This is a genomic window from Mycobacterium sp. GA-1199 (assembly GCF_001500045.1).
In the GTDB taxonomy this organism is placed as follows: Bacteria; Actinomycetota; Actinomycetes; order Mycobacteriales; family Mycobacteriaceae; genus Mycobacterium.
In genome coordinates this window covers 119095-146059 of sequence record NZ_LQIX01000003.1, presented here as the reverse complement: position 1 = coordinate 146059, position 26965 = coordinate 119095, and the positions used below count along the sequence as shown (strand labels likewise).

Below are 26965 nucleotides of genomic sequence, written 5' to 3'. Positions count from 1 at the left end.
AAAACAGGGCATGGCAAAAAACAACAACAAACAAAAACCACCAAACACACTATTGAGTTCTCAAACAACACACCCGCACGGCCGCGCCACTAGCCCGCGGCTTTGAAGCCGCGTACTCGTAGTGCGGACGCTCAGGAACCCACCGAAGTGGGATTTCCCTCTGGGAGTCGCCGCGCTCTTCGGGCTTGGCCCGTGTCGCAGCGACGAGTCCATAAGTTACGTGAGGGAAAAGTAGGAGTCAAATGGCCTGATAGAACGAGTTTTTCATCTTGATACCCGTCACGCGCACGGCAGTGCGTTGGCTCCCACCGAGGTGTTCAACGCTTCCCCGCCCGCCGTTGTTCCCGCAGCCTTCGAACCCTCAAGCAACCCGTTCGATGCCCGCGATGTTGCGCTTGCCCCGACGCAGCACCAGCCATCGGTCATGCAGGAAGTCGGTGGGCTGCGGAACCCACTCCTCGCTGTCGACCCGGGCGTTGTTGACATAGACGCCGCCCTCGCCGACGGTGCGTCTCGCGGCACCTTTGCTCGGCGAGAGCCCACTGGCCACGAGCAGGTCGACGATGGTGTCGGGGCCGCCGGGCTTCAGCTGCGCGACAGCGGCCTCGCGCAGCGCCGCGCCCAGCGTCGGCTCGTCCAGCTCTGCCAGGTCGGCCCGGCCGAACAGGGCCTGACTGGCGTGCTCGACGGACCGCGTGGCGGATTCGCCGTGCACCAAGGTGGTGAGCTCGCGCGCCAGGCGCCGCTGGGCGGCACGTTCATGGGCCCGCTCCGCGGTCGCCTGTTCCAGTTCGGTCACCTCGTCGGGCGATAAGAAGGTGAACCAACGCAGATACCGGACGACGTCCGCGTCGGCGGTGTTGATGAAGTACTGGTACCAGGCATAGGGGCTCGTCATGTCCGGGTCCAGCCACAGGCTGCCGCCGCCGGTCGACTTACCGAACTTCTTGCCTTCGGAGTCGGTCACCAACGGGGTGGTCAGGGCGTGGACTATGGCCCCGTTCTTCTGACGGACCAGTCGAACGCCGGCGATGATGTTGCCCCACTGGTCGGAACCGCCGATCTGCAGAGAGCAGTCGTACCGCCGGTGCAGCTCCACATAGTCATTGGCCTGCAGCAGCATGTAGCTGAACTCGGTGTAGGAAATGCCCTCACCCTCGAGGCGGCGCCGGACGGTGTCGCGGTCGAGCATGACGTTGACAGAGAAGTACTTGCCGACGTCGCGCAGGAATTCGATCGCCGACAGCGGGCCGGTCCACGACAGGTTGTTCTCGATGACAGCCCCGGTCGTGGTGTCGTCGAATTCGACGAAGCGCTCGAGCTGCCCTCGGATACGGTCTGCCCACTCCGCCACGGTGTCGGCGGTGTTCAGCGTGCGCTCCCCGGCGTCGCGCGGGTCGCCGATCATTCCGGTGGCACCGCCTGCCAGAACAATCGGCCGATGGCCCGCCTGTTGGAAGCGGCGCAGCGTCAACAGCGGGATGAGATGGCCCGCGTGCAGGCTCGGGGCCGTCGGGTCGAAGCCCGAATAGACGGTGACGGGCCCGGCCGCGAGTGCCTCGGCCAGCGTGTCACGGTCGGTGGATTGCGCGATCAGCCCGCGCCACTCCAATTCGTCGAGGATCGACGTACCCATGCGTGCGATCTTTCCGTACTAGTCGCTTTCTCCTGGAGCCGGTGCCCGTGGGCTCCGCCGATACGCCGACACCTCGGGCCGGCCTGCCAGCCAGAACCGCCAGGGACGGTCGGCGGCCTTGCTGACGCCGACGCGCGGACCTTCGTCGGCGACGTGCCGCTGTCCGAGCGTCAACTGGATCGGGCTGTTCGGGTCGAAGATGTCGATCCCGTTGTCTTCCATCGTGATTCCCAGCGCCGAGCACAGGTTGCCGGGCCCGCGAGCCAGTGCGGCGGGCCGGACCGAGTCGCCGCGGCGGGCATGTGCGGCGCTCAGGCCGGCTTCGATGGCGGCGGCCCGCAGCAGCACCGCGCCCGCCACGCCGTCCGTTGCACAGACGACGTTGGCGCAGACGTGGATGCCGTGGCTGCGATAGGTGTACAGCCGCCCCGGCGGACCGAACATCACGCGGTTGCGCGGTCCGGGGCCGCGGTAGGAATGGGCCGCGGCATCGGGCCACGGCCCATCCGGCGGCCCGCCGTAGGCCTCGACCTCGACGATCATCGCGCTGACCCCGCGTGCAGTGAGGTCGGCGCCGAGTAGTCGACGGGCGGCGGTCAACGGGTCGACCGACAAGAGTTCAGCGGTCAAAGTCGACCAGGCCTTTTCGATTCATCGATCGCGATCCTACGGAGACCCTTGACACGAAGGGGGCGACGCGAGGATATTTCATCGCATGATGACTTCATCGAGTGATGAATTACTCGGCGACCGTGTCGCCCCCGCGGTCGAGATCGAGAATCTCCGGGTCGTCCGCGGTGATCGACTGGCTGTCGATGACGTCACGGTGGCGATCGCACCCGGCACGATCACGGGCCTGCTGGGTCCATCCGGATGCGGGAAGACGACGCTCATGCGAAGCATCGTCGGCACCCAGATCGTCGATTCCGGCACGGTGACGGTGCTCGGGAAACCGGCCGGCTCGGCCGACCTACGTCACCGCGTCGGCTTTGTCACCCAGACCCCAACGATCTACGACGACATACGGGTCATCGACAACGTCCGCTACTTCGCCGCGCTGTACGGCACCGGCCCCGACTCCGCCGACGACGCCGTGACCGCCGTCGGGCTCACCGACCATCGAACCGCGCTGGGCGCCAACCTGTCCGGAGGGCAGCGCACCCGCGTCTCGCTGGCGTGTGCGTTGGTTTCGCATCCCGATCTGCTGGTGCTCGACGAACCGACCGTAGGCCTCGATCCGGTCCTACGCGTGGAGCTTTGGGCCCATTTTCAGAGCCTGGCCACGCGAGGCACCACGCTCTTGGTGTCGAGCCACGTCATGGACGAGGCCGATCACTGCGGCGACTTGCTGCTCATGCGTGAAGGCCGAGTGCTGGCCCACACGACGCCCTCGCAACTACGAGAGGACACAGGATGTCAGTCGCTGGAGGAAGCGTTCCTGTCCGTCATCAAGCACAGCACCGCAGCCAGCGCAGCCGGAGCCGGCTGAGTCCGCAGGCGTACCTGGCCACCACCGGTCGCATTCTGCGCCAACTCGCGGCCGATCACCGCAGTGTCGCGATGATCCTCATCGTGCCGAGCGTGGTCATCACGTTGCTGTACTTCATGTTCCAGAATCTCTCGCACCCGCCCGGCGCGCCGAGCCAGTTCAACACCGCCTGCCTGATCATGCTCGGTCTGTTCCCGCTGATCCTGATGTTCCTGATCACCTCGATAACGATGCAGCGGGAACGGGTTTCGGGGACGTTGGAGCGGATTCTGACCACTCCCCTGCGCCGGCTCGACCTGTTGGCGGCGTACGGCACCGCGTTCTCGCTCGCAGCCGCTGCCCAGGCGACGATCGCGTGCATCGTGTCGTACGCGTTCCTCGGCCTACACACCGAAGGCAGCCCCGTGTGGGTCTTCGCGATCGCGATCATCAACGCCGTACTCGGAGTCGGGCTGGGTCTGCTGTGTAGCGCCTTCGCGCGCACCGAATTTCAGGCTGTGCAATTCATGCCGCTGGTGATCGTCCCCCAGCTTCTTCTGTGCGGGATCATCGTGCCGCGCGCCATGCTGCCGGAGTGGCTGCAGTGGATCAGCAACGTGTTGCCGGCAAGCTACGCTCTGGAGGCGCTGCAACAGGTCGGGGCATACGCAGAGCCGACGTTCACCGTGGTGCGCGACGTCGCGGTGGTCATCGGTTTCGCGATGGCTTCCCTCTGCCTGGCGGCGGCCACGCTACGACGAAGGACCCCGTGACCACGTTGACCACCAACGCCGAACGCAAGCGGCCGGGACGACCGCCCGGGCCGTCAGACACCCGTGAACGAATTCTGAACAGCGCACGGGAGTTGTTCGCGCGCAACGGTATCGACAAGACCTCGATACGCGCGATTGCCGCCGCCGCTGGCGTCGACCCGGCGCTGGTACATCACTACTTCGGAACCAAGACCCAGCTGTTCGCCGCCGCGATCCACATTCCGATCGATCCCATGCAGGTCATCGGCCCGCTGCAGCAGGTCCCCGTCGAAGAGATCGGTCGCACATTGCCGTCCCTACTGCTGCCGCTGTGGGATTCGGAACTGGGTAAGGGTTTCATCGCCACGCTGCGGTCGATCATCGCGGGCAACGATTCCTCTTTGGTGCGGTCGTTCCTGCAGGAGGTGATCGCCAGAGAAGTGGGCTCGCGCGTCGACGATCCGCCGGGCAGTGGACCGGTCCGCGTGCAGTTCGTCGCCTCGCAACTGGTCGGCGTGGTGATGGCCCGCTACATCCTCGAGCTCGAGCCGTTCAAATCGCTGCCGGTGGACCAGGTCGTCGAGACCATCGCGCCCAACCTGCAGCGCTACCTCACCGGTGAGCTACCCGGTTTCCCCTGACGCGCGGTCCAGCATTCGCTGATGCTCGGCATCGTCGGTGATCTCGACGGCCTCGTCGATCAGCAGCACCGGGATGCCGTCGTCGATGCGATACGCCCGGCGCAGCCTGGGGTTGTAGAGATATTCGTCGCCGATGAGCAACAAGGCGCCCCGGTCCTGTGGGCAGACCAGGATGTCGAGCAGTTTCTCGTCGAGGGCCACGGCGATCAGCCGGCCGGGACGGGTACGGCGGGTGTGACGGGAATCCCGGCGATGGATCCGCCGCCGGCAGCGGCCTGCTGCGCGGCGCGCGCCTGCATCTTGCGCTGGTGGGTGATCGTTTCTTTGAGCGCTTCGACGAGCGGCGTTTGATTCGGCCGGTCCTCGAGGGCCTCCTTGAGTGCGACGGCGTTCGCGTTGGACGGGCGGAAGCCCAGCCGGCGCAGCTTGACCGCGTCGTCGATCAGCACGGAGACCTGGCCGCCGCCGTCGCCCTGCCGGTACTCCTCGTGGATCATCTGGAGCACCTGATCGGCGTTGACCCTGGGCGCGGTCTCCTCGGCCCGGTTGCAGTCGTCACCGGTGCACGGGGTCTTCGGGCCGTCGGCCCGGGGCGAGGGCGCCTCGGATTGAACGGTCGGCTCGGCCGGCTGCGCCGCCGCCATCGGAGCCGCGACACCGGTCAGCAGACCGACCGTCAACACGCCGCCGGCCATACCGCCGATGACGATGCGACGCCAGATGTCGCGCGGGCTACCGGTTCGCGATGTCATCAGTCCTCCAGCTCGGTGGCGTGCGGCTGGACCGCCGACGTGCCGCAAGCGGGAGCCTAACAGCGCATGGCCCCGGTGGCAGGTCGTCGTGACCGGCGCCGCTACTGGCCTTCGGCCATTTCGGCACGGACCGCCACGGTCAACCGCTTGTACCGATTCGTATCGGGGTCCAGGTACCACGCGTTACGCGACGGCTTCGGAATGCCCTCGGCCCGCAGCGGGCTGACCAGAGGCCGGTACGACGCGCTGAGCGTCATCCTCGGCACCACGTGGACGATGTCGGGCGGCTCTCCCACCGCCAGGTCCGCGAGCGCCTCCGACAGGTCGGCAGACGGAATGCTGCCGCCGGGGCGCAACTCCAACGCCGTGATGGCCAGCTGCCGTCCGTTGGCCTGCACCCCGTAGGTGACCGAGAGGTTGACCGCCCCGAGGCAGCCGACCGCATCGTTGACGGTGGATGCGTAGACGCAGCCGCGGTCGGTGTGGATGACCAGTCCGCGGCTGTCGACGAGCCAGTAGTCGCCGTCGTCGTCGCGGCGGAACAGGTACTCCGTGGACACCCACGTGTCGGCCGGGGCGAACACCCCTCGCTTGATCGAGGCGGTCGGGTCGACGGGCCCGCGTGGACGCGCGAGCAGCACACCGACCTCGTTGGTCTCGGCGCGACGAACGAAGCCACGGTCGTCCTCCAGAATCAGATCCTCGGAGGGGTCGTAGGCGGCCAGCGCCAGTTCTCGGCTGCCCGGCAACGGGCGACCCTTGCTGCCGATCTTCGCGCCGGACACGTTGGCCAGCACGGCCTGTCCATCTGTGGTCGCGAAGAACTCGACCACGAGGGCGGGCTCGAAAATCTCGACGACGCGCTTCCACAGCCCGGTCGGCATGCCGGAACCGATGAACAGTCGCACCGGGTGGCTGCCGTGCAGCGCGAACGACGGGTCATCGATGACGTCGCGCAGCATCGCCCAGGTGTAGCTGACGACCGTGACCCCGTACTGGCGAATCTCGTTGAGGAACCGGTCGGGCCGCAGGCTGCGCGACAACGCGATCCGCGAGCCGCCGACGGTGGCGCCGCCGATCGCGACCAGCAGGCCGGACTGGTGGTGCAACGGCGTCAGGCAGTACACGGTGTCGCTGCGGCTGAGGTTGGCCGCCGACGCGGTGCCGAACGCCGAGATCGCCCACCGCGCGTTGGTGATCTGCCGGGCGACCAGTTCGCCGCCGGCCGAGCTGAACCCGATGAAGGCCAGGTCGCGGGCCAGACCCGGATTCGGCCGGTACCACCCCGGCAGCTCGACCGCGTCCGGGTCGATTTTCTCCATGTCGATGACGTCGCTGTCCTCGGGCACGTCGAGGTCGCGCGCCTCACCGCCGCCGAGCACCAGCACACGCATGTTGAGTCGCCGCGCGGCCTCGAGGCTGCTGGGGTCGGCGATGATGTCCGACACCGAGCCGAGACGGGCAGCGGTGGGCAGGTCGGCGTCGGGTGGCATCAGCACCGCGACGGCACCCAGTCGCGACAGCGCGGCGATCGCCACCAGAGCGCTGGGCCGGGTCTCCATCAGGACGCCGACGCGCGCGCCTTGGCGTACCCCGACCTCGATGAGACCGCGGACGACGTTGTTGATGCGCCGGTCCACGGCTTCATAGGTGTGGACTCGACCGTCGAACAGCAGGCAGTCACCGCGCGGGAAGTCGCGTGCCTGTTCGGACATGATGCGGCCGAACGAGATTCGGGTGTGCTCGTTGATCTGGCCGAGCCGGGCCAGGCGCGGCAGCGTGCGCGCCGTTTCGACGGCCAGGGCCCTGGCCGACTTGTTGGCGCTCACCACGGCATCGGCCGCCGAGCGGGCCAGGGTCCATGCCATCTCCGTGGCGGCGGCGGTGCCGTGCGCAAGGCGCGAGCTGATCGAAACGCCGGTCTCGTTGGGTTCGGCTTGCTGCAGCGCCATCGGGTTGACGCCCTCGGGCCGCTCACCGGAGCCGTCGAGCCACTTGACCCACTGCGCCACGGCCGGCCACGTCTGGGTAGATGCCTTCGATCCGACAACAAGCCCGAAATGGCCTGCGCGGATGAGGAATTCGTAGACATCAGCCTTCGGGGCGGCGCGTTTGATGCCGCGCACGGAGGCCGGCTGGCCGATGTCATCGACCTCGCCGACCACGGCCAACACCGGGCATTCGATATCGGACAGCGTGACCAGATCACCGTGAATCGAGAAGCCGCCGCTCATCATCCGGTTGTGCGCGATGAACTGTTTCAGCAACTCGGCGATCGCGGGCCCCGACCACGCGATCCAGCCATCGGAGGCCAGGAACCGGCGTTGCTGCTCGCGGGGCAGCAGGGCTTCGCGATCGTGCAGCTGACGCAGGAAGTCGATGCGCGACTGGGCGGTCTTGATCGGGTCGAGCATCTGGAAGCCGGTACGGGCCAGCCAGCCCGGGATGTCGATCCGGCTGAACACATGGTCGGCCATGAAATCCGCGGCCGCGGGCGCGACGCTGGCCGGCAGATTCATCGGCAGCGCCGCCAGCGTGTCGACCGGCGAACCGAACGCGATGATGCTCGCCAGATCCTTCGACCGGCGGTAGGCGGCGACCTGATAGGCGAACATCCCGCCCTGCGAGTAGCCGGCGAGGTGCACGTCGCGCCCGGTGACCTCTTTGACGGTGTCGATGGCCTCGCTCAACGCGACAACGTGGTCGGCCAGCGTGCGTTCCATACCGCCTTCGACCTTGTCGGGTGAGCCGAAGTCGATGACCCACGGGTCGATGCCCGCGGTGTGCAGGATGCCCACGGCGCCGTCGTCGCGGGTGACGTCCCACATGTCGGCCGACATCATCATCGGATGCACCATCAGCACGGGCGGACCGGGCTGCTTGGTTCCAGGCCTCGTATCGGGCGGGAAATAGCGTCGCAGCCGGTACATCGGGACGCTCTGGATGATCTGGAACGGTGAGGGTACGGCGCCCGTCTCCAGGCCGCCGTAGCGCAGCACCTCCAGCCCGTTCTGGGCGGTCGCCACCAGCCGTCCGACCGGCTTGGTTATCGCCGACAGGTCCACACCGCACGCTCCCCTTCTGGCCGACATGAAAACCCCCGAAATGGCCGACGTCATCATGGCACAGGGGCCCGGCCGGCAGGGCCGACCTATCATCGGCGGCTGATGGCGAACCTGATCAATGTCGAGCGCGCAACCGTCGGCTACGGCACCCGCACGCTGCTCGATGCGATCAGCCTGGGCATCGACGAAGGTGACGCGATCGGTGTCGTCGGGCGCAACGGCGACGGTAAGACGACGCTCCTGCAGATCTTGACGCTCACCCGCGAGCCGGATTCGGGTCGGGTGACCCACACATCGGGGTTGTCGGTGGGCTACCTGCGCCAGAGTGACGACTTCCCCGCCGACGCGACCGTGCGCGACGTGATCGTGGGTGGCCGTCCCGATCACGTCTGGGCCGCCGAAGCCGAGACCCGTGACGTCGTCTCGCACTTGTTGGCTGACGTCTCCCTCGACAGTGCGGTCGGTCGGCTCTCCGGCGGGGAGCGCCGCCGGGTGGCGCTGGCCTCGGTGCTGATCGCCGGTCATGACGTCCTCGTGCTCGATGAGCCGACCAACCACCTCGACGTCGAGGTGATCGGATGGCTGGCCGCTCAGCTCAATCAGCGACGGGCCAAGGCGCTGGTGGTGGTGAGCCACGACCGCTGGTTCCTCGACGCGGTGTGCACCAGAACGTGGGAGGTCCACGACGGTGCCGTTGATGGATACGAAGGCGGTTATGCGGCCTACGTGCTCGCGCGGGCCGAGCGGATGCGCCTGGCGGCCGGCGCCGAGGCGCGCAGGCAGAACCTCATGCGCAAGGAGCTGGCGTGGCTACGGCGCGGACCGCCGGCGCGGACGTCGAAGCCGAAGTTCCGCATCCAGGCCGCCAACGAGTTGATCGCCAACGAACCGCCGCCGCGCGACTCCTTGGTTCTGCAGCGGTTCGCCACGACCAGGCTGGGAAAGGACGTGTTCGACCTGCACCGGGTGCGGCTGGAGGTCGGCGACACCGTGGTGTTGGACCAAATGGACTGGTCCATCGGACCCGGTGCGCGGATCGGGCTGGTCGGAGTCAACGGCACCGGCAAGACGTCGGTGCTGCGACTGCTGGCAGGTGAGCTCGCTCCGACGGCGGGCACGATCAAGCGGGGCGCAACGCTCAAGATCGGCTACCTCAGCCAGGCGCTGGCCGAACTCGACGGCGACGACCGGGTGCTCGACGCGGTCGAGGACCGGCGAAGGATCACCCAACTGGCCGGCGGCGGCGAGATCAGCGCCGACACCTTGCTGCGGGACTTCGGGTTCACCGGCGACAAGCTGACCACGCGGATCTCCGAACTTTCCGGTGGTGAACGACGCAGGCTGCAGTTTCTGCGGTTGCTGCTCGAGGAACCCAACGTGCTGCTGCTCGACGAACCCACCAACGACCTCGACATCGACACGTTGACCGTCATCGAGGACTACCTCGACGGCTGGCCGGGCACGCTGATCGCCGTCACCCACGATCGCTATTTCCTCGAACGGGTCTCCGACGTCACCTACGCACTGACCGGCGGCGGCCGTTGCGATCTGTTGCCGGGCGGGATCGAGCAGTATCTGGCCGACCGCGCGGCGGCGGCGTCACCGCCGCCTGCACCGACGGCGGGTGCGCAAGGTGAAACGGCGTCGGCGCGGGAGCGGCGCACCGGCAAGGAGATGGCGCGCATCGAGGGGCAGCTCGAAAAGCTCGAGTCGCGCATCGCCGAGTTGCACGAGTCGATGGCCGAGGCGGCCGCCGACCACGTGCGGTTGGGTGAGCTCAACGCCGAGCTCCAAGAACTGTTGAATCGCAAGGAATCTCTCGAGGAAGCATGGCTGGCCGCCGCGGAGGGCTCGACGTCGTAGCGTGGGTGTATGGCAACCAGAACGAGTGCTGTCACCGCGCTCGCAGGGGCTGCCCTGCTCCTGCCGGGGTGTGGCTCGACCAGCGAACCCCAGTCGACGGTGACCGTCACGGAGTCCACCCCGCTTTCGAGCAGGCCCGCGGGCGACCAGACTGTGCCGCCGCAGACGGGAGGCGCCGCCCCCGCCCGGCCGGCCCGCGACCAGTGCGTCCGCCTCGACCCCGCGCCTGACGGCCGGTACCAGGTGTACGACGCGGGGACGGCGGTGGTCACCTTCGCGGACGGTCGCCTCACCCTCGAATCGGTGACCCCGGCGGAGGGTTGGACGCATCGCGTCGACGATCAGCACCCCGAGGAGGTCGAGATCTCGTTCCGCAGAGGAACCGAGGACCTCGACCTGGAGATCGAGGTCGATGACGGCCGTGTCGAGGTCAGCATCTGCAACGACGACGACTGATGCGCGGCGGCTAGCCGAGGGCACGGTCCAAGAACGCGATCTGGTCGGCGATCACTTGCCGCCGGACGTCGTCGCGGTAGAAGTCGAAGTGGGCGAGGTTGTAGGCCTGCAACTCGCCTCGGGGTGCGAGTTCGGCAAGCCGGCCCGCGTCAGCCTCCTGAGTTTCCTTGTCCCGCTTGCCGATACACACCAACACGGGCGCGCGCACGCGTGGTGCGTGGTCGCCGGGTTTGTAGCGCATCATCGCGAACAGCGCCCGCGGTGCGACCTCGTTGCGCCAGGTCGGGCTCTGCATACCGTCGATGGTCTGCTGCGCCTCGGAACTGGCCATGACCGCGAGCTCACCTGGTTCTCCGACCGCTTTGATGTACGCGGGTGATGCGCCCAGAGCACCGCGGAGGGTGTCGGCGGTCATCGCCCACAGCAACCGCAGCGTGGCCGCCGTCGACCGCCCCTCGACTTTCTTCGGGAATCCGTTGAACGGGATCTGGGCGATCACCGCCGCGATCCGCGGGTCACGTGCCGCCGCCGTGACGACGTGGCCGCCGCCGAGCGAAGTCCCCCACAACACGATGCGGTCGGGGTCGACATCGTGACGGCCACGTGCGAACGTGACTGCCGCGGCGATGTCATCGAGTTGGCCGCTGATGTCGACCAATTGCCTTGGCTGACCGCTGCTCTCGCCGAAGTTGCGGTAGTCGAACGTGAGGGCCGCATAGCCGGCCTCGGCGAAGCTCGTCGCATTCGCCGTGAACGCCGGGGTGTCCTGCGTACCGCCGAAGCCCTGGCACAACACCACACAGGGGCGGGGTTCGTGCTGGCCACCGTTGTAGAGGTGGCCGACCAGAGTTGCCGCACCGGAGCCGAATTCGACGCGTTCGGTCATCTCCTCAACAGTAGCCGCAGCCGGTCGGCGGTCTCGCGTACAGCGCCGAGTTGCCGGGCGACCTGGGTCGGTGCGGTGCCGCCGCGCGCGTCACGGGAGTCCACCGACCCTTCGACGGTCAGGACCTCGCGCACCTGCGGGCCGAGTTCAGGGTGGATTGCGACGAGTTCGGCGTCCTCGAGTTCTTCCAACCCGATGCCGCGCGCCTCGGCGGCGCGCACCGCGGCGCCCGCGGCCTCATGCGCCACCCGGAACGGCACTCCCCTGCGCACAAGCCATTCGGCCACATCGGTGGCCAGGGTGTAGCCCAGCGGCGCAAGCTCGGCCATTCGGTCGGTATCGAAGCGCAGAGTGCCGACCAGCCCCGCCATCGCCGGCAGCAGGAGTTCGAGCTGCGCGACGGAGTCGAACACCGGTTCCTTGTCCTCCTGCAGGTCCCGGTTGTAGGCCAACGGTTGCGCTTTGAGGGTCGCCAGCAAGCCGGTGAGGTTGCCGATCAACCGGCCGGCCTTGCCGCGGGCGAGTTCGGCGATGTCGGGGTTCTTCTTCTGCGGCATGATGGAGCTCCCGGTCGACCAGGCGTCGTGCAGGCTGACGTAGCCGAATTCGGTTGTGCTCCATAGGATGATGTCTTCGGCCAGCCGGGACAGGTCGACGCCGATCATCGAGAACACGAATGCCGCCTCGGCGGCGAAGTCCCGCGATGCGGTGGCGTCGATCGAGTTGCCGGCGGCCGAATCGAAACCGAGATCCTCGGCGATCGCATCGGGATTCAGGCCCAGCGACGACCCGGCCAGCGCGCCGGACCCGTAGGGCGACACCGCGGCCCGCTTGTCGAAGTCCGCAAGTCGGTCGACGTCGCGCAGCAACGGATGCGCATGCGCCAGCAGGTGATGCGCGAGCAGGACGGGTTGGGCGGACTGTAGATGCGTCTTGCCCGGCATGATCGCGGTCGGGTGCGCGGCCGCCTGGGTCGCCAACGCGTCGACGACCTGCAGGGCGCCGTCGGCGACACGCCTGATTGCGTCGCGCAGCCACATCCGAAACAGCGTGGCCACCTGATCGTTTCGCGACCGGCCCGCCCGTAACCGGCCGCCGAGCTCCGCGCCCACGCGGTCGATCAGGCCACGCTCGAGGGCCCCGTGCACGTCTTCGTCGGTCACCAGGGGTTCGAAGCTGCCGTCGGCCATGTCGGCGGCCAGGCTGTCGAGCCCCGCGAGCAGCCCGTCGCGCTGATCGTCGGTCAGCAGCCCGGCATCGTGCAGCACCTGCGCATGCGCTTTGGACGCCCGGATGTCGTAGGGGGCGAGCACCCAGTCGAAGTGGGTCGATTTCGACAGGGCCGCGAGCGCGTCGGATGGTCCGTCGGCGAACCGCCCGCCCCACAGCGAACCTTCGTTCGTGCTCATATCAGGTCACTCACTTCGGCGCGGAGACCGCGTTTGTACGCGTGACAGCGGCGTGTCGGCGGGCAGACACGGTCGCTCGCGGTGGTGGTGGGTGGCACTTACTCACTCGATGCCCAGGTCCCGGCGGGCGGCGATGCTCGACGACAGCCCGTGGATCTGCACGAAACCGCGGGCCGCCGACTGGTCGAACGTATCGCCCTCGTCGTAGGTGGCGAGGTTGAAGTCGTAGAGCGACTCGGCGCTGCGGCGGCCGTTCACCGCGATGTGCCCGCCGTGCAACACCAACCGGATCTCTCCGGTCACGTGCTCCTGGGTCTTGGCGACGAACGACTCGAGCGCGGTCTTCAGCGGCGAGTACCAGAGTCCGTCGTAGACCAACTCCCCCCACTTCTGGTCGGTGTGACGCTTGAACCGGCCCAGTTCCCGCTCCAGCGTGACGTGCTCGAGTTCGGTGTGCGCGGTGATCAGCACCATCGCCCCTGGCGCCTCGTAGATTTCGCGGCTCTTGATGCCGACCAGCCGGTCCTCGACGACGTCGAGCCTGCCGACGCCCTGCTCGCCGGCCCGGCGGTTCAACTCCTCGATCGCCTGCAACACCGTCACCGGGCGGCCGTCGATCGACACCGGCACTCCGCGTTCGAAACCGATGATCACCTCGTCGGGTGTGCTCCAGTTGACCGTCGGGTCCTCGGTGTAGTCGTAGACGTCCTTGGTGGGCGCGTTCCACAGATGCTCGAGGAAGCCGGTCTCCACGGCGCGACCCCAGACGTTCTGATCGATCGAGAACGGCGAGCGTTTGGTGACGTTGATCGGGATCGCGTTCTCCTCGGCGAACGCGATCGCCTTCTCCCGCGTCCACGCGTAATCGCGCACCGGCGCCAGCACTTTGAGATCCGGTGCCAGCGAGGCGAACCCGACCTCGAAGCGGACCTGGTCATTGCCCTTGCCGGTGCAGCCGTGCGCGACGGTGCCGCCGCCGTGCTCGCGCGCCGCGGCGACCAGATGTTTGACGATCAGCGGTCGGCTCAGTGCGGAGACCAGCGGATAGCGGTCCATGTACAGCGCATTCGACTGGATAGCGGGCAGGCAGTACTCGTCGGCGAACTCGTCGCGGGCGTCGATGACGACGGCTTCCACGGCGCCGCAGTCGATTGCGCGCTTGCGGACGACCTCCATGTCTTCGCCGCCCTGGCCGAGGTCGATTGCGACGGCGACCACCTCGCGCCCGGTCTCCTTGCCGATCCAGCTGATCGCCACGGAGGTGTCCAGGCCACCGGAATAGGCCAGGATGACGCGTTCGGACATCAGCAGGTCTCCTTTTGTCTAATGCTCTCGAGTTTCGTTGCCAGTTCGGCGCCGGTCATCGGCTCACGTGCGACGACCAGGATGGTGTCGTCGCCGGCGACGGTACCGACGACGAACGGGAGTGCCGCGCGGTCCATCGCGCTGGCAAGGTAGTGCGCCGCCCCGGGCGGGGTGCGCAGGATAGCCAGGTTGCCGCTGGCGTCGGTGGATACGAGCAGCTCGGCCAACAACCGCGACATCCGTTCGGTGCCACCGGATACGCCGCGCACGGGGCTGCCGTCCTCGGGGACGATGTACACGCCGACGCCGCCGTCGGCACCGCGCAGTTTCACTGCGCCGAGTTCTTCCAGGTCGCGCGACAGCGTGGCCTGCGTGACCTCGATGCCCTCCTCGGCCAGCAGGGCGGCCAGTTCGGTCTGGCTGTGCACCGACCGCGACGACAGGATCGCCACGATGCGGGCCTGCCGCCCGGCACGAGTCGCCGCTGAAGTCACTTCGCCCGCTCCAGCAGCCACACCAGCAGCGCCTTCTGCGCATGCAGGCGGTTCTCGGCCTCGTCCCACACCGCGCTCTGTGCCCCGTCGATCACATCGTCGGTGATCTCCTCCCCGCGGTGTGCCGGAAGGCAATGCAACACAACGGCATCGGCGGCGGCGCGGCCCAACAGGGCCCCGTTCACCTGGTACGGCCGGAACGGACCCACCCGGTCCAGGCCGTCGTTCTCCTGGCCCATCGACGTCCACGTGTCGGTGACCAGCACGTCGGCACCGTCGGCGGCGGCGTCGGGGTCCTCGGTGACCGTGACGGTCGCACCAGTCTCCGAAGCCCGCTTCTGCGCGGCGTCGACGAAGTCCGGATGCGGTTGGAAGCCTGCCGGTCCCGCGATCGTCACGTTCACGCCCGCGGTCACGCCGCCGAGCATCAGCGAATGCGCCACGTTGTTGGCGCCGTCGCCGAGGTAGGTCATCCGCAAGCCGGCCAGCTTGCCCTTGCGCTCGGCGAGGGTCTGCAGGTCGGCCAGCACCTGGCACGGGTGGAACTCGTCGGAGAGCGCATTGACGATCGGCACGCTCGCACCCGCCGCCATCGCGGTCAGTCGGTCCTGGGCGAACGTGCGCCACACGATCGCCCTGACGTACCGCGAGAGCACCCGGCCGGTGTCCTCCAACGTCTCATCGCGACCCAGTTGAGTGCTGCGGCCGTCGACCACGACGGCATGCCCGCCCAGTTGGGCGATGCCCAGCTCGAACGAGAACCGGGTCCGAGTGGAGTTCTTGTCGAAGATCACCGCCACCCCGTGCGGGCCCTCCAGCGGGCGGCGGCTGAACGGTTGAGCTTTCAGCTCGGCCGCCAGGGCGAGGACCTCGGCCTGCTCCTCGGGGCTCAGGTCGTCGTCACGCAGGAAGTGCCGGATGGTTGCGGTCATGACGCGGCGCCTTTGTCGAGGACGGCGGGAAACGCGGCGAGGAAGTCGTCGACCTGAGCCTCGCTGATCACCAGCGGCGGGGCCAGCCGGATCACGTCGGGAGCTGCGGCGTTGACCAGGAAACCGGCGTCGCGGGCCGCGGCCTCGACGGCTTTGGCGGCCTCGGCGGTCAACACGACGCCGAGCAGCAGGCCGCGGCCGCGGACGTGATCGATCAACGGATGCCCGAAGGCCTCGATGCCCGCCGACAGGGTCTTGCCGAGCACGTCGGCGCGGGTGATCAGGTCGTCGTCGGCCAGCACGCGGAGCACCGCGAGCGCGGCGGCGGTGCAGACGGGATTGCCGCCGAACGTACTGCCGTGCAATCCGGGCGTCAGCAGCTCGGCGGTTTCGCCTGTCGCGATACACGCGCCGATCGGCAAACCGCCCCCGAGGCCCTTGGCCAGGGTCACGACATCGGAGGTGATCCCGTCGTGTTGATGCGCGAAAAACGCTCCGGTGCGCCCCATTCCGGTTTGCACCTCGTCGAGCACCAGCAGCGCGTTGTGCTGCGCGGTGATCTCACGGGCCGCGACGAGGTAGCCGGCGGGCGGAACCACGACCCCGCCTTCGCCCATGATCGGCTCGAGGAACACCGCCGCGGTTTCGTCGTCGACAGCGGCTCGTAACGCATCGATGTCGCCGTAGGGCACATGGGTCACCTCACCCGGCAGCGGCGCGAACGGCGCCTGCTTGGACGGCTGACCGGTGAGCGCCAGGGAGCCCATCGTGCGACCGTGGAAGGCGCCTTGCGCCGCAACCAGTTTCGTGCGCCCGGTGAGGCGGGTGATCTTGAACGCGACTTCGTTGGCCTCGGTGCCGGAGTTGCAGAAGAACACCTTGGCCGGGGCCGACGGGCCCGAACCGAGGAGCCCGACCAGCGCTTCGGCGAGCGCGACACCGGGTTCGGTCGCATACAGGTTCGACGTGTGACCCAGCGTGTTGAGTTGAGCGGTGACGGCTTCGATCACCGCCGGGTGCCGGTGGCCCAGGATGTTGACCGCGATGCCGCCGAGCAGATCGACATAGGTCTTGCCGTCGACGTCGGTCACCACCGCACCATCTCCGCTGGACAACGCCAGCGGCGGGGTGCCGTAGTTGTTCATCATCACGGCCTGCCACCGCTGCAGCAGAGTCATGACCGCACCACTTTCGTCCCCGTCCCCTCGTCGGTGAGCAGTTCGACCAGCACACAGTGCTCGACGCGGCCATCGATGACATGCGCGCTGGGCACGCCGCCGGCCACCGCGCGCAGGCACGCCTCGATCTTGGGCACCATCCCGGCCTCCAGTGTCGGCAGCATCTGAGTCAGTGCGGCGGAGTCGATCTCGCTGACCAGCGAGCCGCGGTCGGGCCAGTTCGTGTACAGGCCCTCGACATCGGTGAGCATGAGCAGTTTCTCGGCGCCCAACGCCTCGGCCAGCGCGGCGGCCGCCGTGTCGGCGTTGATGTTGTGCACCACCCCGTCGACGTCCGGGGCGATAGTCGATACCACCGGAATCCGGCCTGCGGCAATGAGATCCAGCAGCGATCCGGCGTTGACCTTTTCGACGTCGCCGACCAGGCCGATGTCGGTGGCCACACCGTCGACGGTCACGCTGCGCCGCACCGCGGTGAACAACTGAGCGTCCTCGCCGGTGACCCCGACCGCGTACGGCCCGTGGGCGTTGATCAGGCCGACCAGTTCCCGGCCGACCTGACCGAACAGCACCATGCGCGCCACATCGAGCACCTCGGGCGTGGTGACCCGGAACCCACCCTTGAAATCGCCTTGTATTCCGAGTCGTTTGAGCATCGCGCTGATCTGGGGACCGCCTCCGTGGACGACGACGGGATGGACGCCGCAGTTGCGCAGGAAGACCATGTCGGCGGCGAACGCGGCCTTGAGCACGTCGTCGGTCATCGCGTTACCGCCGTACTTGATCACGACGATCTTGCCGTGCAGTTGTTTGAGCCACGGCAGCGCTTCAGCCAGAACCTTGGCCTTGATTGGGGTTTCGACGCTCATGAGCTGTACGCGGAGTTCTCTTCGACGTAACCGTGCGACAGGTCGGTGGTGCGGATGGAGGCCTGCCCCGACCCGTCACCGAGGTCGATGGTGACGGTGATGTCGGTCCCGGAGAGATCCACGTCGCGCGAACCCGGCTGCGGCGCCCCGTCCCGCCAGACCGCAAACCCGTTGAACGACACCGTGACCCGCTCTGGATCCACCTTGAACGGCGCCATGCCGATGGCCGCCAACACCCGGCCCCAGTTCGGGTCCGAGCCGAACAGCGCGGTCTTGACCAGGCTGTCGCGCGCGACGATGCGGGCGCCGAGCAACGCGTCGTCCTCGGAGGCCGCACCCGCCACCGTGACGACGATTCGCTTCGTCACGCCCTCGGCGTCGGCCTGCAACTGCTGACACAGGTCGTCACAGACCCGCAGGATCGCCTCGTCGAGTTCGCCCTGGCTGGGGGTGATCGCACTGGCGCCGGACGACAGCAGCAACACGGTGTCGTTGGTCGAACAGCTGCCGTCGACGTCGAGGCGGTCGAAGGTGCGCGCGGTGGCGCGAGTCAGTGCGGTCCGCAGTGCATCCGAACCGGCGACGGCGTCGGTGGTGATCACGCACAGCATGGTGGCCAGTGACGGGGCGATCATGCCTGCGCCCTTGGCCATTCCGCCGACGGTCCAGTTGTCGGCGTGGTGCAGCGCGACCTGCTTGGGCACGGTGTCGGTGGTCATGATGGCCCGCGCGGCCTCCTCGCCGCCGGTGAGTCCACCCGACAGTTCGTGCACGATCTCGGTGACGCCGGGTAACACCTTGTCCATCGGCAGCCGGTCACCGATCAGTCCGGTCGAACAGACCGCGACCTCGATCGCGCCGGTCTCGGTGCCCCAGTCGCTCAACGCCGCCGCGACCGCCTCGGCGGTGGCGTGGGTGTCCTGGAAGCCTTGCGGTCCGGTACAGGCGTTGGCGCCGCCGGAGTTCAGGATGACCGCGCGCAGGCGGCCGGTGGTGAGCACCTGTTGGCTCCACAGCACCGGGGCCGCCTTGACCTGATTGCGGGTGAACACGCCCGCGGCGCCGTAGTCGGGTCCCTCGTTGAACACCAACGCCAGATCCAGCGCCCCGGATGCCTTGATACCGGCGGCGATCCCGGTCGCGCGGAAGCCCTCGGGGGCGGTGACGCCCTGCGTGCGAAGCAGCCGCGTGCCGTCTGTCACGGCGCCATGCCCACGATCGAAAGGCCTTCGGTCTCCGGCCAGCCCAGCGCCAGGTTCATCGACTGCACCGCCGCGCCGCCGGTGCCCTTGACCAGGTTGTCGATCGCGGCGACGGCGACCAATGTCTTCGCGTCGTCATCCAGCGCGACGGCCAGCTGTGCGGCGTTGCTGCCGAGCACCGAACCCGTCTTCGGCAGCTGCCCTTCCGGCAGCAGGTGGACGAACGGCTCGGCGTGGTAAGCCTTTTCGTAGGCGGCGCGGATCTCCGAGAGCGGAGCGTCGGTGCGTGCGGTGCAGGTGGCCAGGATTCCCCGGGACGTCGGGATGAGCACCGGTGTGAACGAGACGGTCACGTCCTTGTCGGTGACCGCGCGCAGCCCTTGGGCGATCTCGGGTGTGTGCCGGTGTTTGCCGCCGATGTTGTAGGCCCGCGCCGATCCGATCACCTCGGCGCCCAGCAGATCGGGCTTGGCTGCCCGGCCCGCCCCCGACGCGCCGCTGACCGAGACGACGGTCACGGCCGGCTCGATGAGGTCTTCTGCCAGCGCGGGCCACAGCGCCAGCAGGGCCGCGGTCGGATAGCAGCCGGGCACCGCGATGCGCTTGGCGCCGCGCAGCCGGTCACGCGCACCCGGTAGCTCCGGCAGGCCATAGGGCCAGGTGCCGGCGTGTTCGGACCCGTAGAACCGCTCCCACGCCGCGGCATCGGTGAGCCGGAAGTCGGCGCCGCAGTCCACGATCAGGGTGTCGTCGCCGAGTTGTTCGGCCAGCTGGGCCGAATGGCCGTGCGGCAGGCCCAGGAAGACGACGTCGTGACCGCGCAGCACATCTTCGTCGGTGGCTTCGAGCACGCGGTTGGCCAGCGGCAACAGGTGCGGATGGTGCTCGGCCAGCGAGGTGCCCACACTCGCCGCTGCGGTCAGCGCACCGATCGTCAGTCGGCCATCGGCGTAGGCGGGATGACCGAGAAGAAGGCGTAGGATCTCACCGCCGGCGTATCCGCTGGCGCCCGCTACCGCGACTGAAACCATGCAGGCAATTCTGCATGTTTATGCATACCTATGCAAATTCATTACTATCAGCGGCGTTGCTCGGCGCCGACCCGTTCCGCCGCGGCCTGCACGGCCGCTTCGCGCGCGGCGCTGGCCTCGTCCTCGGTGAGGGTGCGATCGGCGGCGCGGAACCGCAGCGCGAACGCCAGCGATTTGCGGCCCTCGCCGATCTGCGGGCCCGTGTAGACGTCGAACAACCGCACGTCTTCGAGCAGCGGCCCCGCGCCGGCCCTGACCGCATCGACCACGGCGGCCGCGGCGACGTCCTCGTCGACGACGAGGCTGATGTCCTGGAACACCGCGGGAAATGGCGACACCCTCGGAGCCGGTAGTCGCTCGACGATGGGTATGGCGTCGAGATCCAGTTCGAGGGCACAGGTGCGCTTGGGCAGACCCGAACGCTCGACGACCGCCGGGTGCAGTTCACCGGCATGGCCGACGACGGTACCGCTCTCGCGGTCGCCGAGCACCACTTCGGCGCAGCGGCCCGGATGCCACGGCAGGTGCGCCGCGGAACGCAGGCTCAGCTCGACACCGGCGGCGCGAGCGATCACCTGGACCGCCTCGAACACGTCGCCGGGGTGCACCGCGCGACCCGGCCCCCACGGCCCGGCGGGCTCGCGCAACCCGGCCACCACCACGGCGACGTGTTGGGGCTGTCGCGGCAGCGATGCGTTCAGCGCGGCGATCTCGTCGTCGCTGGGCCGCCGGTCGGTCGGTATCCGTTCGAGGGAACGCGTGTCCGGCGTCGGCTGGACGACCTGCTGGATCGCAAACAACCCGACGTCTACGGCTCCGCGGGACACGTTGCGGCTCAACGCCTCCAGTAGGCCGGGCAGCAACGTGGTGGCCAGCTGCGGGCGGTCGGAATCCAATGGGTTGAGCACGGTGGTCGTGGTCCGGCGGGTGTCGTCGGCGGGCAGGCCCCACTGGTCGAACACACCCGCGGGCAAGAAGGGCGTGGGCAGGATCTCCACATACCCGTTGAGCCCCAACGACTTACCGATCGCGCGCCGCCGCCGCTGCACCGGGGTCAGGCCGCGGCCGGCCGGGGCCAGCGGCAACACCGAGGGAATAGTCTCCAGATCCTCGAGGCGCAGCACCTCCTCGACGAGGTCGGCGGGCTGGCCCAGGTCGGGACGCCAACTCGGCGGGGTGACGGTGAGCGTGCCCTCGGTGGCGACGACCCGTGCACCGATCTGGGTGAGCCGCCGTTCTGCGGTCCCCGGGGCGTAGGTGACACCGGCGGTGCGGTCGGGCAGATCGCCCGCCATGGTGACCGGCGGTTGCGACCAGTCGTCGCGGGGTGGCTCGCCGCGCCAGTCGGTCAGCGTGGGTTCGACCGTGCCGTGAGTGATCTCGGCGAGCAACGTGGCGCACCGGTCCAGCGCGGCGACCGAGATCGCCGGATCGACGCTGCGTTCGTAGCGCCGGCCGGCCTCGCTGTACAGGCGCAGCCGTCGCTGGGTGCGCGACACCGCGGCCGGATCCCACACGGCGGCCTCGAGCAGTACGTCGGTGGTGGTGTCGCGCACCTCGGTGGTGCCCGCACCCATCACGCCGCCGATTGCGGCGGTCGCGACGTCGTCGACGATCAGCACATCGGCGGGGTCAAGGCGGCGTTCGACGTCGTCGAGGGTGACCACGGTCTCCCCCGGTTCGGCGAATCGCACGCGGAAACCGCCGGTGATCAGGCTGCGGTCGTGGGCGTGCATCGGATGGCCGAGTTCGAGCATCACGTAGTTGGTCACGTCTACCGCGGGCGAAATGGCCCGGATACCGGACAACAGAAGCCGTCGCTGCAGCCACCACGGGGAGACGGCACCGGGATCGATGCCGGTCACCGGGCGCAGCCCGAAGCGCTGGACGCCGGTCCCCGGGTCGATCGACACGGGCAGCGCCTCGCCCTCGGCGGGCTGGGGGCACCTCCCGCTTGCGGGGGACGGCACGACGTCGGCGGGGTCGACGTACTCGAGGTCGTAGGCGGTGGCGACCTCGCGGGCCATGCCGCGCACCGACAGGCAGTAACCGCGGTCCGGCGTGATGGCCAGGTGAAAGACGACGTCGTCGAGGCCGAGGACATCGGCGGCGGCGGTGCCCGGTTCGGCGGTGCCGGGCGGCAGCACCAGGATTCCCGAATGGTCGGTGCCCAGGTTGATCTCGGCCGTCGAGCAGATCATGCCGTCGGAGATCCGGCCGTAGGTCTTGCGGCTGGCGATCGTGAAATCACCGGGCAGTACCGTACCGGGCAGTGCCACCACGACCAGGTCACCGACGACGAAATTGGTTGCACCGCAGACGATGTCACGCGGCTCGGTCTCGCCGACGTCCACCTTGACGGTGCGGATGGGCTTCTTGAACTCGGTCAGCTCCTCGATGGCGGCCACCCGCCCCACCGTCAGAGGGCCCGTGACGGGGCCGACCGGGATGACCTCCTCGACCTCGTGACCGATGCGGATCAGCGTCTCTTCGAGGTCGGCGGGGCTCACGTCCCAACCAGGCGCGCCGGCCCGCACGACGTCGCGGAGCCAGCTGTACGGCAGCCGCATCAGGCCCCTACCCCGAACGGCAGGGAGAACCGCACGTCACCTTCGACCATGTCGCGCATGTCCGGAATTCCGTTGCGGAACTGCAGAGTTCGTTCCAGGCCCATACCGAAGGCAAAGCCGGAGTAGGCGTCGGGATCGATTCCGCAGGCGCGCAGGACATTCGGATTGACCATGCCGCAGCCGCCCCACTCCACCCAGCCGGCTCCGCCCTTCTTGTTCTCGAACCAGATGTCGACCTCGGCCGACGGCTCGGTGAACGGAAAGAAGTGGGGACGAAAGCGGGTGCGGGCCTGCGGTCCGAACTCAGAGCGGGCGAACGCGTCCAGCGTGCCGCGCAGGTGCGCCATCGTCAGTCCCTTGTCCACCGCGAGGCCCTCGACCTGGTGGAAGACCGGAGTGTGGGTGGCGTCGAGTTCGTCGGTGCGAAACGTGCGCCCGATCGAGACGATGTAGACCGGGGGCTCGCGCTCCAGCAGTGTGCGGATCTGCACCGGCGAGGTGTGGGTGCGCAGCACCTGCCGCGAGCCTTCGGGGGCGATGTGGAAGGTGTCCTGCTCGCTGCGCGCCGGATGGTCGGGAGCGAAGTTCAGCGCATCGAAGTTGAACTGCTCGGTTTCCACCTCGGGGCCCTCGGCGAGTTCCCAGCCCATCGCGATGAACGTGTCGGCGATGCGCTCGCCCAGGATCGTGATCGGGTGCCGGGCGCCGATCGGTTGCCGGGAAGACGGCAGCGTCACATCGATGCGCTCGGCCACCAGCACCGCGGCATCCCGCTCTGCCCGCAGCACTGCCAACCGCTCGTCGTACGCGCTCTGCGCCTGTGCACGGGCGACGTTGACCCGCTTACCCGCATCGGCGCGGTCGGCCTTGGCCAGCGACCCAAGCGACTGGCGCGCCAACGCGATCGCAGACCGGTCGCCGAGGTGCTCGGTCTTGGCACGCGCGAGCGCATCAAGATCGGTGGCCGCATCGAACGCACGCCGAGCAGCGCTGACAGCCTCGGTCAGCGCTTCTTCGGACAGGTCTGCGGGCCGATCAGCCACCCGGCGATCATAGGCGATGAGCCGATGGGCCCTCGAACGCCCATCGAGGGCTCGGCGCATACCGTGCAAGCCGGCGACTACTCCGCCGCCGACTGCTCCTCGTCGTCTCCGGCACCCTGCAGGTGTCGCAGAGTTTTCAGCCGAAACATGACCAAATCGGCCGGGACTCCATCCTGTTTCGACGCGAAGAGCTGCCGACGAAGGCGTTTGGCCTCGACACCGAGCGAAGCGAACTCCTCGGCAGGGATGCGATCCAGTGTGGTTTGCGACACCACCAGCTCTCCGCGGGTCGCGCGAGTCATGACGCGAGCCGCGATGTTGACGTCGACGCCCAACCAGTCCGATCCGATGCGCTGAGGATGGCCGGTGTGCACACCGACCCGCATCCGCGGGGTAAACCCGTCGACGTCAATGCCTTTCACTCCCTCGCGGGCGGCGATCGCGGCCCGCACCGCGGTCGCCGGGTCGCGGAAAACCGCCATCAGGCCGTCGCCCATGCGCTTGACGATGTGTCCACCCGCCTCCAGCAGCGGGGGCTCGACGACCTGCGACACCTGACGCAGCAACCGCAACGTGGCCTCATCGCCCGCATCGAGCGACCACGCCGAAAAGCCGACGAGATCGGTGAAGACCAGCGTCGCCTCGCGGTTGGCCGGTTTGCCGGACACGCGCTCGGTGAGGGCCTGCCACACCTGCAGGGCACCGAGGCTCACCTCGCGTGTCGCGGCATCCCGCTGCAGCAGCCGATCAGCGGCGCGGGCGGCCGCGCGCGGCCCGCCCACCCCGTCGGTCGACAACGGATCCCCGAACTCTGGATCACCGGGCAACGCGCGCCGCGTACGTCGCAGAAACGCGATGATGCTCTCGTTGCGATTGGTGTTCTTCAGCCAGCCCAGGGGCCCGGTCGACCGCTCGAACGGCTCGACATCCACGTGCGCCAGCCTATGCGGGCCGCTTGGCGCCGAGCAATCTCGTCATGCGAAGCGGTAATACGAAAGACGAAATCGGGGTCGCCGAAGTGGCTGGTCACGGGTGTGTGGCGGGTCAGTAGCCGCTGAGTAACGTTGCAGGACGACGCGCCCCGCAAATCGTAGACAACACCGGTTGTCAACATTATCGTTGAGTTTGACGCCGATTCAGCGAGGAATCAGATGACCGTGAGCAGCACCGCCGACCCCCTGGGACCCGACTCGTTGACGTGGAAGTACTTCGGCGACCTGCGCACGGGCCTGCTGGGTGTGTGGATCGGCGCCGTCCAGAACATGTATCCGGAACTGGGGGCGGGTGTCGAGGACCATTCCATCCTGCTGCGTGAACCGCTGCAGCGCGTCGCCCGCTCGGTGTACCCGATCATGGGTGTGGTCTACGACGGCGAACGCGCCTCGCAGACCGGTGAGCAGATCAAGAGCTACCACACCACGATCAAGGGGGTGGACGCCGAGGGCCGGCGCTACCACGCACTGAACCCCGAGACGTTCTACTGGGCACACGCCACGTTCTTCATGCTGATCATCAAGACGGCCGAGTACTTCTGCGGCGGGTTGACCGAGGCCGAGAAACGCCAGCTGTTCGACGAGCACGTGCAGTGGTACCGGATGTACGGCATGAGCATGCGACCGGTGCCGCAGAGCTGGGAGGAGTTCTGCGAGTACTGGGACCGCAAGTGCCGCGAAGAGCTCGAGATCAACCGCGCGACGCTCGACATCTTCTCGATCCGGATTCCCAAACCGTGGTTCGTGTTGATGCCCACCGGGCTGTGGGATCAGCTCTTCAAGCCGATGGTCGGCGCGCAGCGCTGGATCGCGGCGGGCCTGTTCGACGACGCCCTTCGCGAGAAGGCCAACATGCGCTGGACGCCGGGAGACGAGGTGCTGCTGCGCCTGTTCGGCAAGCTGGTGGAGTTCGCATTCGTGGCGGTGCCCGACGAAATCCGTTTGCATCCAAGGGCTTTGACCGCATATCGGCGTGCCCAGGGCCGTCTTCCCGCGGACGCTCCACTGGTCGAGGCGCCTGCGTTCATGGCCCCGCCGAGCGACCGGCGCGGGCTGCCGATGCACTACGTCCCGCCGCGCAAGTCGCTGCTCGACCGGGCCGGGTCGCTGGTGCACACCACGTTCTCTTTGGCGGGGCTGCGTCCGGCGCGCGGACGCAGTAAGGCAGCCTAGAGGGCATGCTCGAATGGTCTGATGTCGATCTCGCCGTGCGCGATGCCGTCCGTGAGTTCGTCGACAAGGAAATCCGCCCGCACATCGACGCGCTGGAAAGCGGCGAGATGGAGCCCTACCCCATCGTCCGCAAGCTGTTCGCGACGTTCGGCATCGCCGACATGGCGCGCGAGTCGCTGAACAAGCGCCTTGCCCGGCTGCGCGATGGCGGCGGCTCGTCGGAGAAGTCCTCCGGTGGCGGCATGTTCGGTGAGGGGTCCGGCGGGATGGGGTTCGTCGTGATCAGTGAGCTGTGCCGGGTGTCGATGGGCGTCGTCACCGGCATGGGGGTCAGCCTCGGACTGACGGTGCCGACGATCATGAGCCGCGGCACGCTGGCCCAGCAGGAGCGCTGGCTGCCCGATCTGGTCACCTACGACAAGGTAGGCGCGTGGGCGATCACCGAGCCCGACTCGGGCTCCGATGCGTTCGGCGGCATGAAGTCCTACGTCGTGCGTGATGGAGACGACTACATCCTCAACGGGCAGAAGACCTTCATCACCAATGGCCCGGACGCCGACGTCGTCGTGGTGTACGCAAAGCTCGACGAAGGGGACCCCGGCGTCGACAAGCGCGACCGCAAGGTGCTGACCTTCGTGCTCGACCGCGGCATGGAGGGTTTCGTCCAGTCGAAGCCGTTCCGCAAGATGGGTATTCACAGCTCGCGCACCGGCGAGTTGTTCTTCAACAATGTGCGATTGGGCCGAGACCGACTGCTCGGTGAGACCGAAGACAATTCCGCCGGTGACGGCCGCGCGAGCGCACGGTCGAGCTTCAGCGCCGAACGCATCGGTGTTGCCGCGATGTCGCTGGGTGTGATCGAGGAGTGCCTGCGGCTGTGCGTCGACTACGCCAAGAGCCGCACGCTGTGGGGCCAGGAGATCGGGCAGTTCCAGCTGATCCAGCTCAAGCTCGCGAACATGGAGGTGGCGCGGATGAACGTGCGCAACATCCTGTTTCGCGTGATCGAGGCGGCTCAGGAAGGTGTGCCGATCTCGCTGCCGGAGGCATCGGCGATCAAGTGGTATTGCTCGCAGGCCGCCACCGACGTCGCTATGGACGCCGTGCAGCTTTTCGGCGGCAACGGCTACATGACCGAGTACCGCGTCGAACAACTGGCGCGCGACGCCAAGTCCTTGATGATCTACGCCGGCAGCAACGAGGTGCAGATCACGCACGTGGCGCGGGGTCTGCTCAGCGCCTGACGGT

At 68.0% G+C, this 26965-nt stretch carries 24 protein-coding genes; 7 read left to right on the top strand and 17 right to left on the bottom strand.

Annotation, left to right across the window (positions count from 1 at the left end):
- Positions 1-361: 361 nt before the first annotated feature.
- Both tyrS and AU198_RS04445 read right to left on the bottom strand, forming a co-directional pair.
- Positions 362-1636: a tyrosine--tRNA ligase gene (tyrS, locus tag AU198_RS04450; protein ID WP_064346283.1), complete on the bottom strand. Its 1275-nt coding sequence runs from the start codon at positions 1634-1636 to the stop codon at positions 362-364.
- 18 nt (positions 1637-1654) lie between these two features.
- Positions 1655-2266: a DNA-3-methyladenine glycosylase gene (locus tag AU198_RS04445; protein ID WP_064346282.1), complete on the bottom strand. Its 612-nt coding sequence runs from the start codon at positions 2264-2266 to the stop codon at positions 1655-1657.
- An 85-nt stretch (positions 2267-2351) separates the two neighbouring features.
- On the opposite strand from AU198_RS04445, the gene AU198_RS04440 reads away from it, so the two are divergent.
- Genes AU198_RS04440 through AU198_RS04430 form a run of 3 tightly spaced genes read left to right on the top strand, consistent with a single transcriptional unit; the run spans position 2352 to position 4497 of the window.
- The gene (locus AU198_RS04440) at positions 2352-3125 is read left to right on the top strand and encodes an ABC transporter ATP-binding protein (RefSeq protein ID WP_064346281.1); all 774 of its coding nucleotides are present in this window, start codon (positions 2352-2354) and stop codon (positions 3123-3125) included.
- A complete protein-coding gene (locus tag AU198_RS04435; RefSeq protein ID WP_082690862.1) occupies positions 3050-3877 on the top strand; it encodes an ABC transporter permease in 828 nt (275 codons plus the stop codon). The genes AU198_RS04440 and AU198_RS04435 overlap by 76 nt, the downstream gene beginning before the upstream one ends.
- A gap of 5 nt (positions 3878-3882) precedes the next feature.
- The gene (locus AU198_RS04430; RefSeq protein ID WP_064346302.1) at positions 3883-4497 is read left to right on the top strand and encodes a TetR/AcrR family transcriptional regulator; all 615 of its coding nucleotides are present in this window, start codon (positions 3883-3885) and stop codon (positions 4495-4497) included.
- On the opposite strand, the gene AU198_RS04425 is transcribed toward AU198_RS04430, so the two are convergent.
- The 3 genes from AU198_RS04425 to AU198_RS04415 all read right to left on the bottom strand — a co-directional run bounded on the left by AU198_RS04425 (position 4480) and on the right by AU198_RS04415 (position 8341).
- Positions 4480-4704 (bottom strand): Trm112 family protein, encoded by a 225-nt coding sequence (locus AU198_RS04425; protein WP_197416024.1) that lies wholly within the window; start codon positions 4702-4704, stop codon positions 4480-4482. The two genes, AU198_RS04430 and AU198_RS04425, sit on opposite strands and share 18 nt — an antisense overlap.
- On the bottom strand, positions 4704-5249 hold the full coding sequence (locus tag AU198_RS04420) for a hypothetical protein (RefSeq protein WP_064346278.1): 546 nt from the start codon (positions 5247-5249) through the stop codon (positions 4704-4706). The genes AU198_RS04425 and AU198_RS04420 overlap by 1 nt, the downstream gene beginning before the upstream one ends.
- Positions 5250-5350: 101 nt before the next feature.
- Positions 5351-8341, bottom strand: coding sequence for an acyl-CoA synthetase (locus AU198_RS04415; protein WP_231744566.1), 2991 nt, complete (start codon positions 8339-8341; stop codon positions 5351-5353).
- 75 nt (positions 8342-8416) lie between these two features.
- On the opposite strand from AU198_RS04415, the gene AU198_RS04410 reads away from it, so the two are divergent.
- Together AU198_RS04410 and AU198_RS04405 are read left to right on the top strand one after the other, a co-directional pair.
- Positions 8417-10177, top strand: coding sequence for an ABC-F family ATP-binding cassette domain-containing protein (locus AU198_RS04410; protein WP_064346276.1), 1761 nt, complete (start codon positions 8417-8419; stop codon positions 10175-10177).
- Between the two features lie 9 nt (positions 10178-10186).
- Positions 10187-10633 (top strand): hypothetical protein, encoded by a 447-nt coding sequence (locus tag AU198_RS04405; protein ID WP_156431483.1) that lies wholly within the window; start codon positions 10187-10189, stop codon positions 10631-10633.
- A 10-nt stretch (positions 10634-10643) separates the two neighbouring features.
- On the opposite strand, the gene AU198_RS04400 is transcribed toward AU198_RS04405, so the two are convergent.
- The 12 genes from AU198_RS04400 to AU198_RS04345 all read right to left on the bottom strand — a co-directional run bounded on the left by AU198_RS04400 (position 10644) and on the right by AU198_RS04345 (position 24484).
- The gene (locus AU198_RS04400) at positions 10644-11519 is read right to left on the bottom strand and encodes an alpha/beta hydrolase (RefSeq protein WP_064346274.1); all 876 of its coding nucleotides are present in this window, start codon (positions 11517-11519) and stop codon (positions 10644-10646) included.
- Positions 11516-12928 carry an argininosuccinate lyase gene (gene argH / locus AU198_RS04395; protein ID WP_064346273.1) on the bottom strand — a complete coding sequence of 471 codons (1413 nt, stop codon included), beginning with the start codon at positions 12926-12928 and terminating at the stop codon, positions 11516-11518. Before argH ends, AU198_RS04400 begins: the two co-directional genes overlap by 4 nt.
- Positions 12929-13030: 102 nt before the next feature.
- Positions 13031-14233 (bottom strand): argininosuccinate synthase, encoded by a 1203-nt coding sequence (locus AU198_RS04390; RefSeq protein WP_064346272.1) that lies wholly within the window; start codon positions 14231-14233, stop codon positions 13031-13033.
- The gene (locus AU198_RS04385) at positions 14233-14748 is read right to left on the bottom strand and encodes an arginine repressor (RefSeq protein WP_197416018.1); all 516 of its coding nucleotides are present in this window, start codon (positions 14746-14748) and stop codon (positions 14233-14235) included. The genes AU198_RS04390 and AU198_RS04385 overlap by 1 nt, the downstream gene beginning before the upstream one ends.
- Positions 14724-15659 (bottom strand): ornithine carbamoyltransferase, encoded by a 936-nt coding sequence (argF, locus tag AU198_RS04380; RefSeq protein WP_064346270.1) that lies wholly within the window; start codon positions 15657-15659, stop codon positions 14724-14726. The genes AU198_RS04385 and argF overlap by 25 nt, the downstream gene beginning before the upstream one ends.
- Complete coding sequence (locus AU198_RS04375; RefSeq protein ID WP_064346269.1) at positions 15656-16837, bottom strand: acetylornithine transaminase; 1182 nt, start codon at positions 16835-16837, stop codon at positions 15656-15658. The genes argF and AU198_RS04375 overlap by 4 nt, the downstream gene beginning before the upstream one ends.
- Positions 16834-17706 carry an acetylglutamate kinase gene (gene argB, locus AU198_RS04370; RefSeq protein ID WP_064346268.1) on the bottom strand — a complete coding sequence of 291 codons (873 nt, stop codon included), beginning with the start codon at positions 17704-17706 and terminating at the stop codon, positions 16834-16836. Before argB ends, AU198_RS04375 begins: the two co-directional genes overlap by 4 nt.
- On the bottom strand, positions 17703-18908 hold the full coding sequence (gene argJ / locus AU198_RS04365) for a bifunctional glutamate N-acetyltransferase/amino-acid acetyltransferase ArgJ (RefSeq protein WP_064346267.1): 1206 nt from the start codon (positions 18906-18908) through the stop codon (positions 17703-17705). The genes argB and argJ overlap by 4 nt, the downstream gene beginning before the upstream one ends.
- A complete protein-coding gene (gene argC / locus AU198_RS04360) occupies positions 18905-19939 on the bottom strand; it encodes an N-acetyl-gamma-glutamyl-phosphate reductase (protein WP_064346266.1) in 1035 nt (344 codons plus the stop codon). Before argC ends, argJ begins: the two co-directional genes overlap by 4 nt.
- A gap of 47 nt (positions 19940-19986) precedes the next feature.
- Positions 19987-22509, bottom strand: a complete 2523-nt coding sequence (gene pheT, locus AU198_RS04355) for a phenylalanine--tRNA ligase subunit beta (protein ID WP_064346265.1) — start codon at positions 22507-22509, stop codon at positions 19987-19989.
- Positions 22509-23552, bottom strand: coding sequence for a phenylalanine--tRNA ligase subunit alpha (pheS, locus tag AU198_RS04350; protein WP_064346264.1), 1044 nt, complete (start codon positions 23550-23552; stop codon positions 22509-22511). The genes pheT and pheS overlap by 1 nt, the downstream gene beginning before the upstream one ends.
- A gap of 77 nt (positions 23553-23629) precedes the next feature.
- A complete protein-coding gene (locus AU198_RS04345) occupies positions 23630-24484 on the bottom strand; it encodes an adenylate/guanylate cyclase domain-containing protein (RefSeq protein ID WP_231744565.1) in 855 nt (284 codons plus the stop codon).
- Positions 24485-24703: 219 nt separating this feature from the next.
- Here AU198_RS04345 and AU198_RS04340 point away from each other — a divergent pair, with 219 nt between their 5' ends.
- Both AU198_RS04340 and AU198_RS04335 read left to right on the top strand, forming a co-directional pair.
- On the top strand, positions 24704-25717 hold the full coding sequence (locus AU198_RS04340) for an oxygenase MpaB family protein (RefSeq protein WP_064346262.1): 1014 nt from the start codon (positions 24704-24706) through the stop codon (positions 25715-25717).
- Positions 25718-25722: 5 nt separating this feature from the next.
- Positions 25723-26961, top strand: coding sequence for an acyl-CoA dehydrogenase family protein (locus AU198_RS04335; RefSeq protein WP_064346261.1), 1239 nt, complete (start codon positions 25723-25725; stop codon positions 26959-26961).
- Positions 26962-26965: the final 4 nt, after the last annotated feature.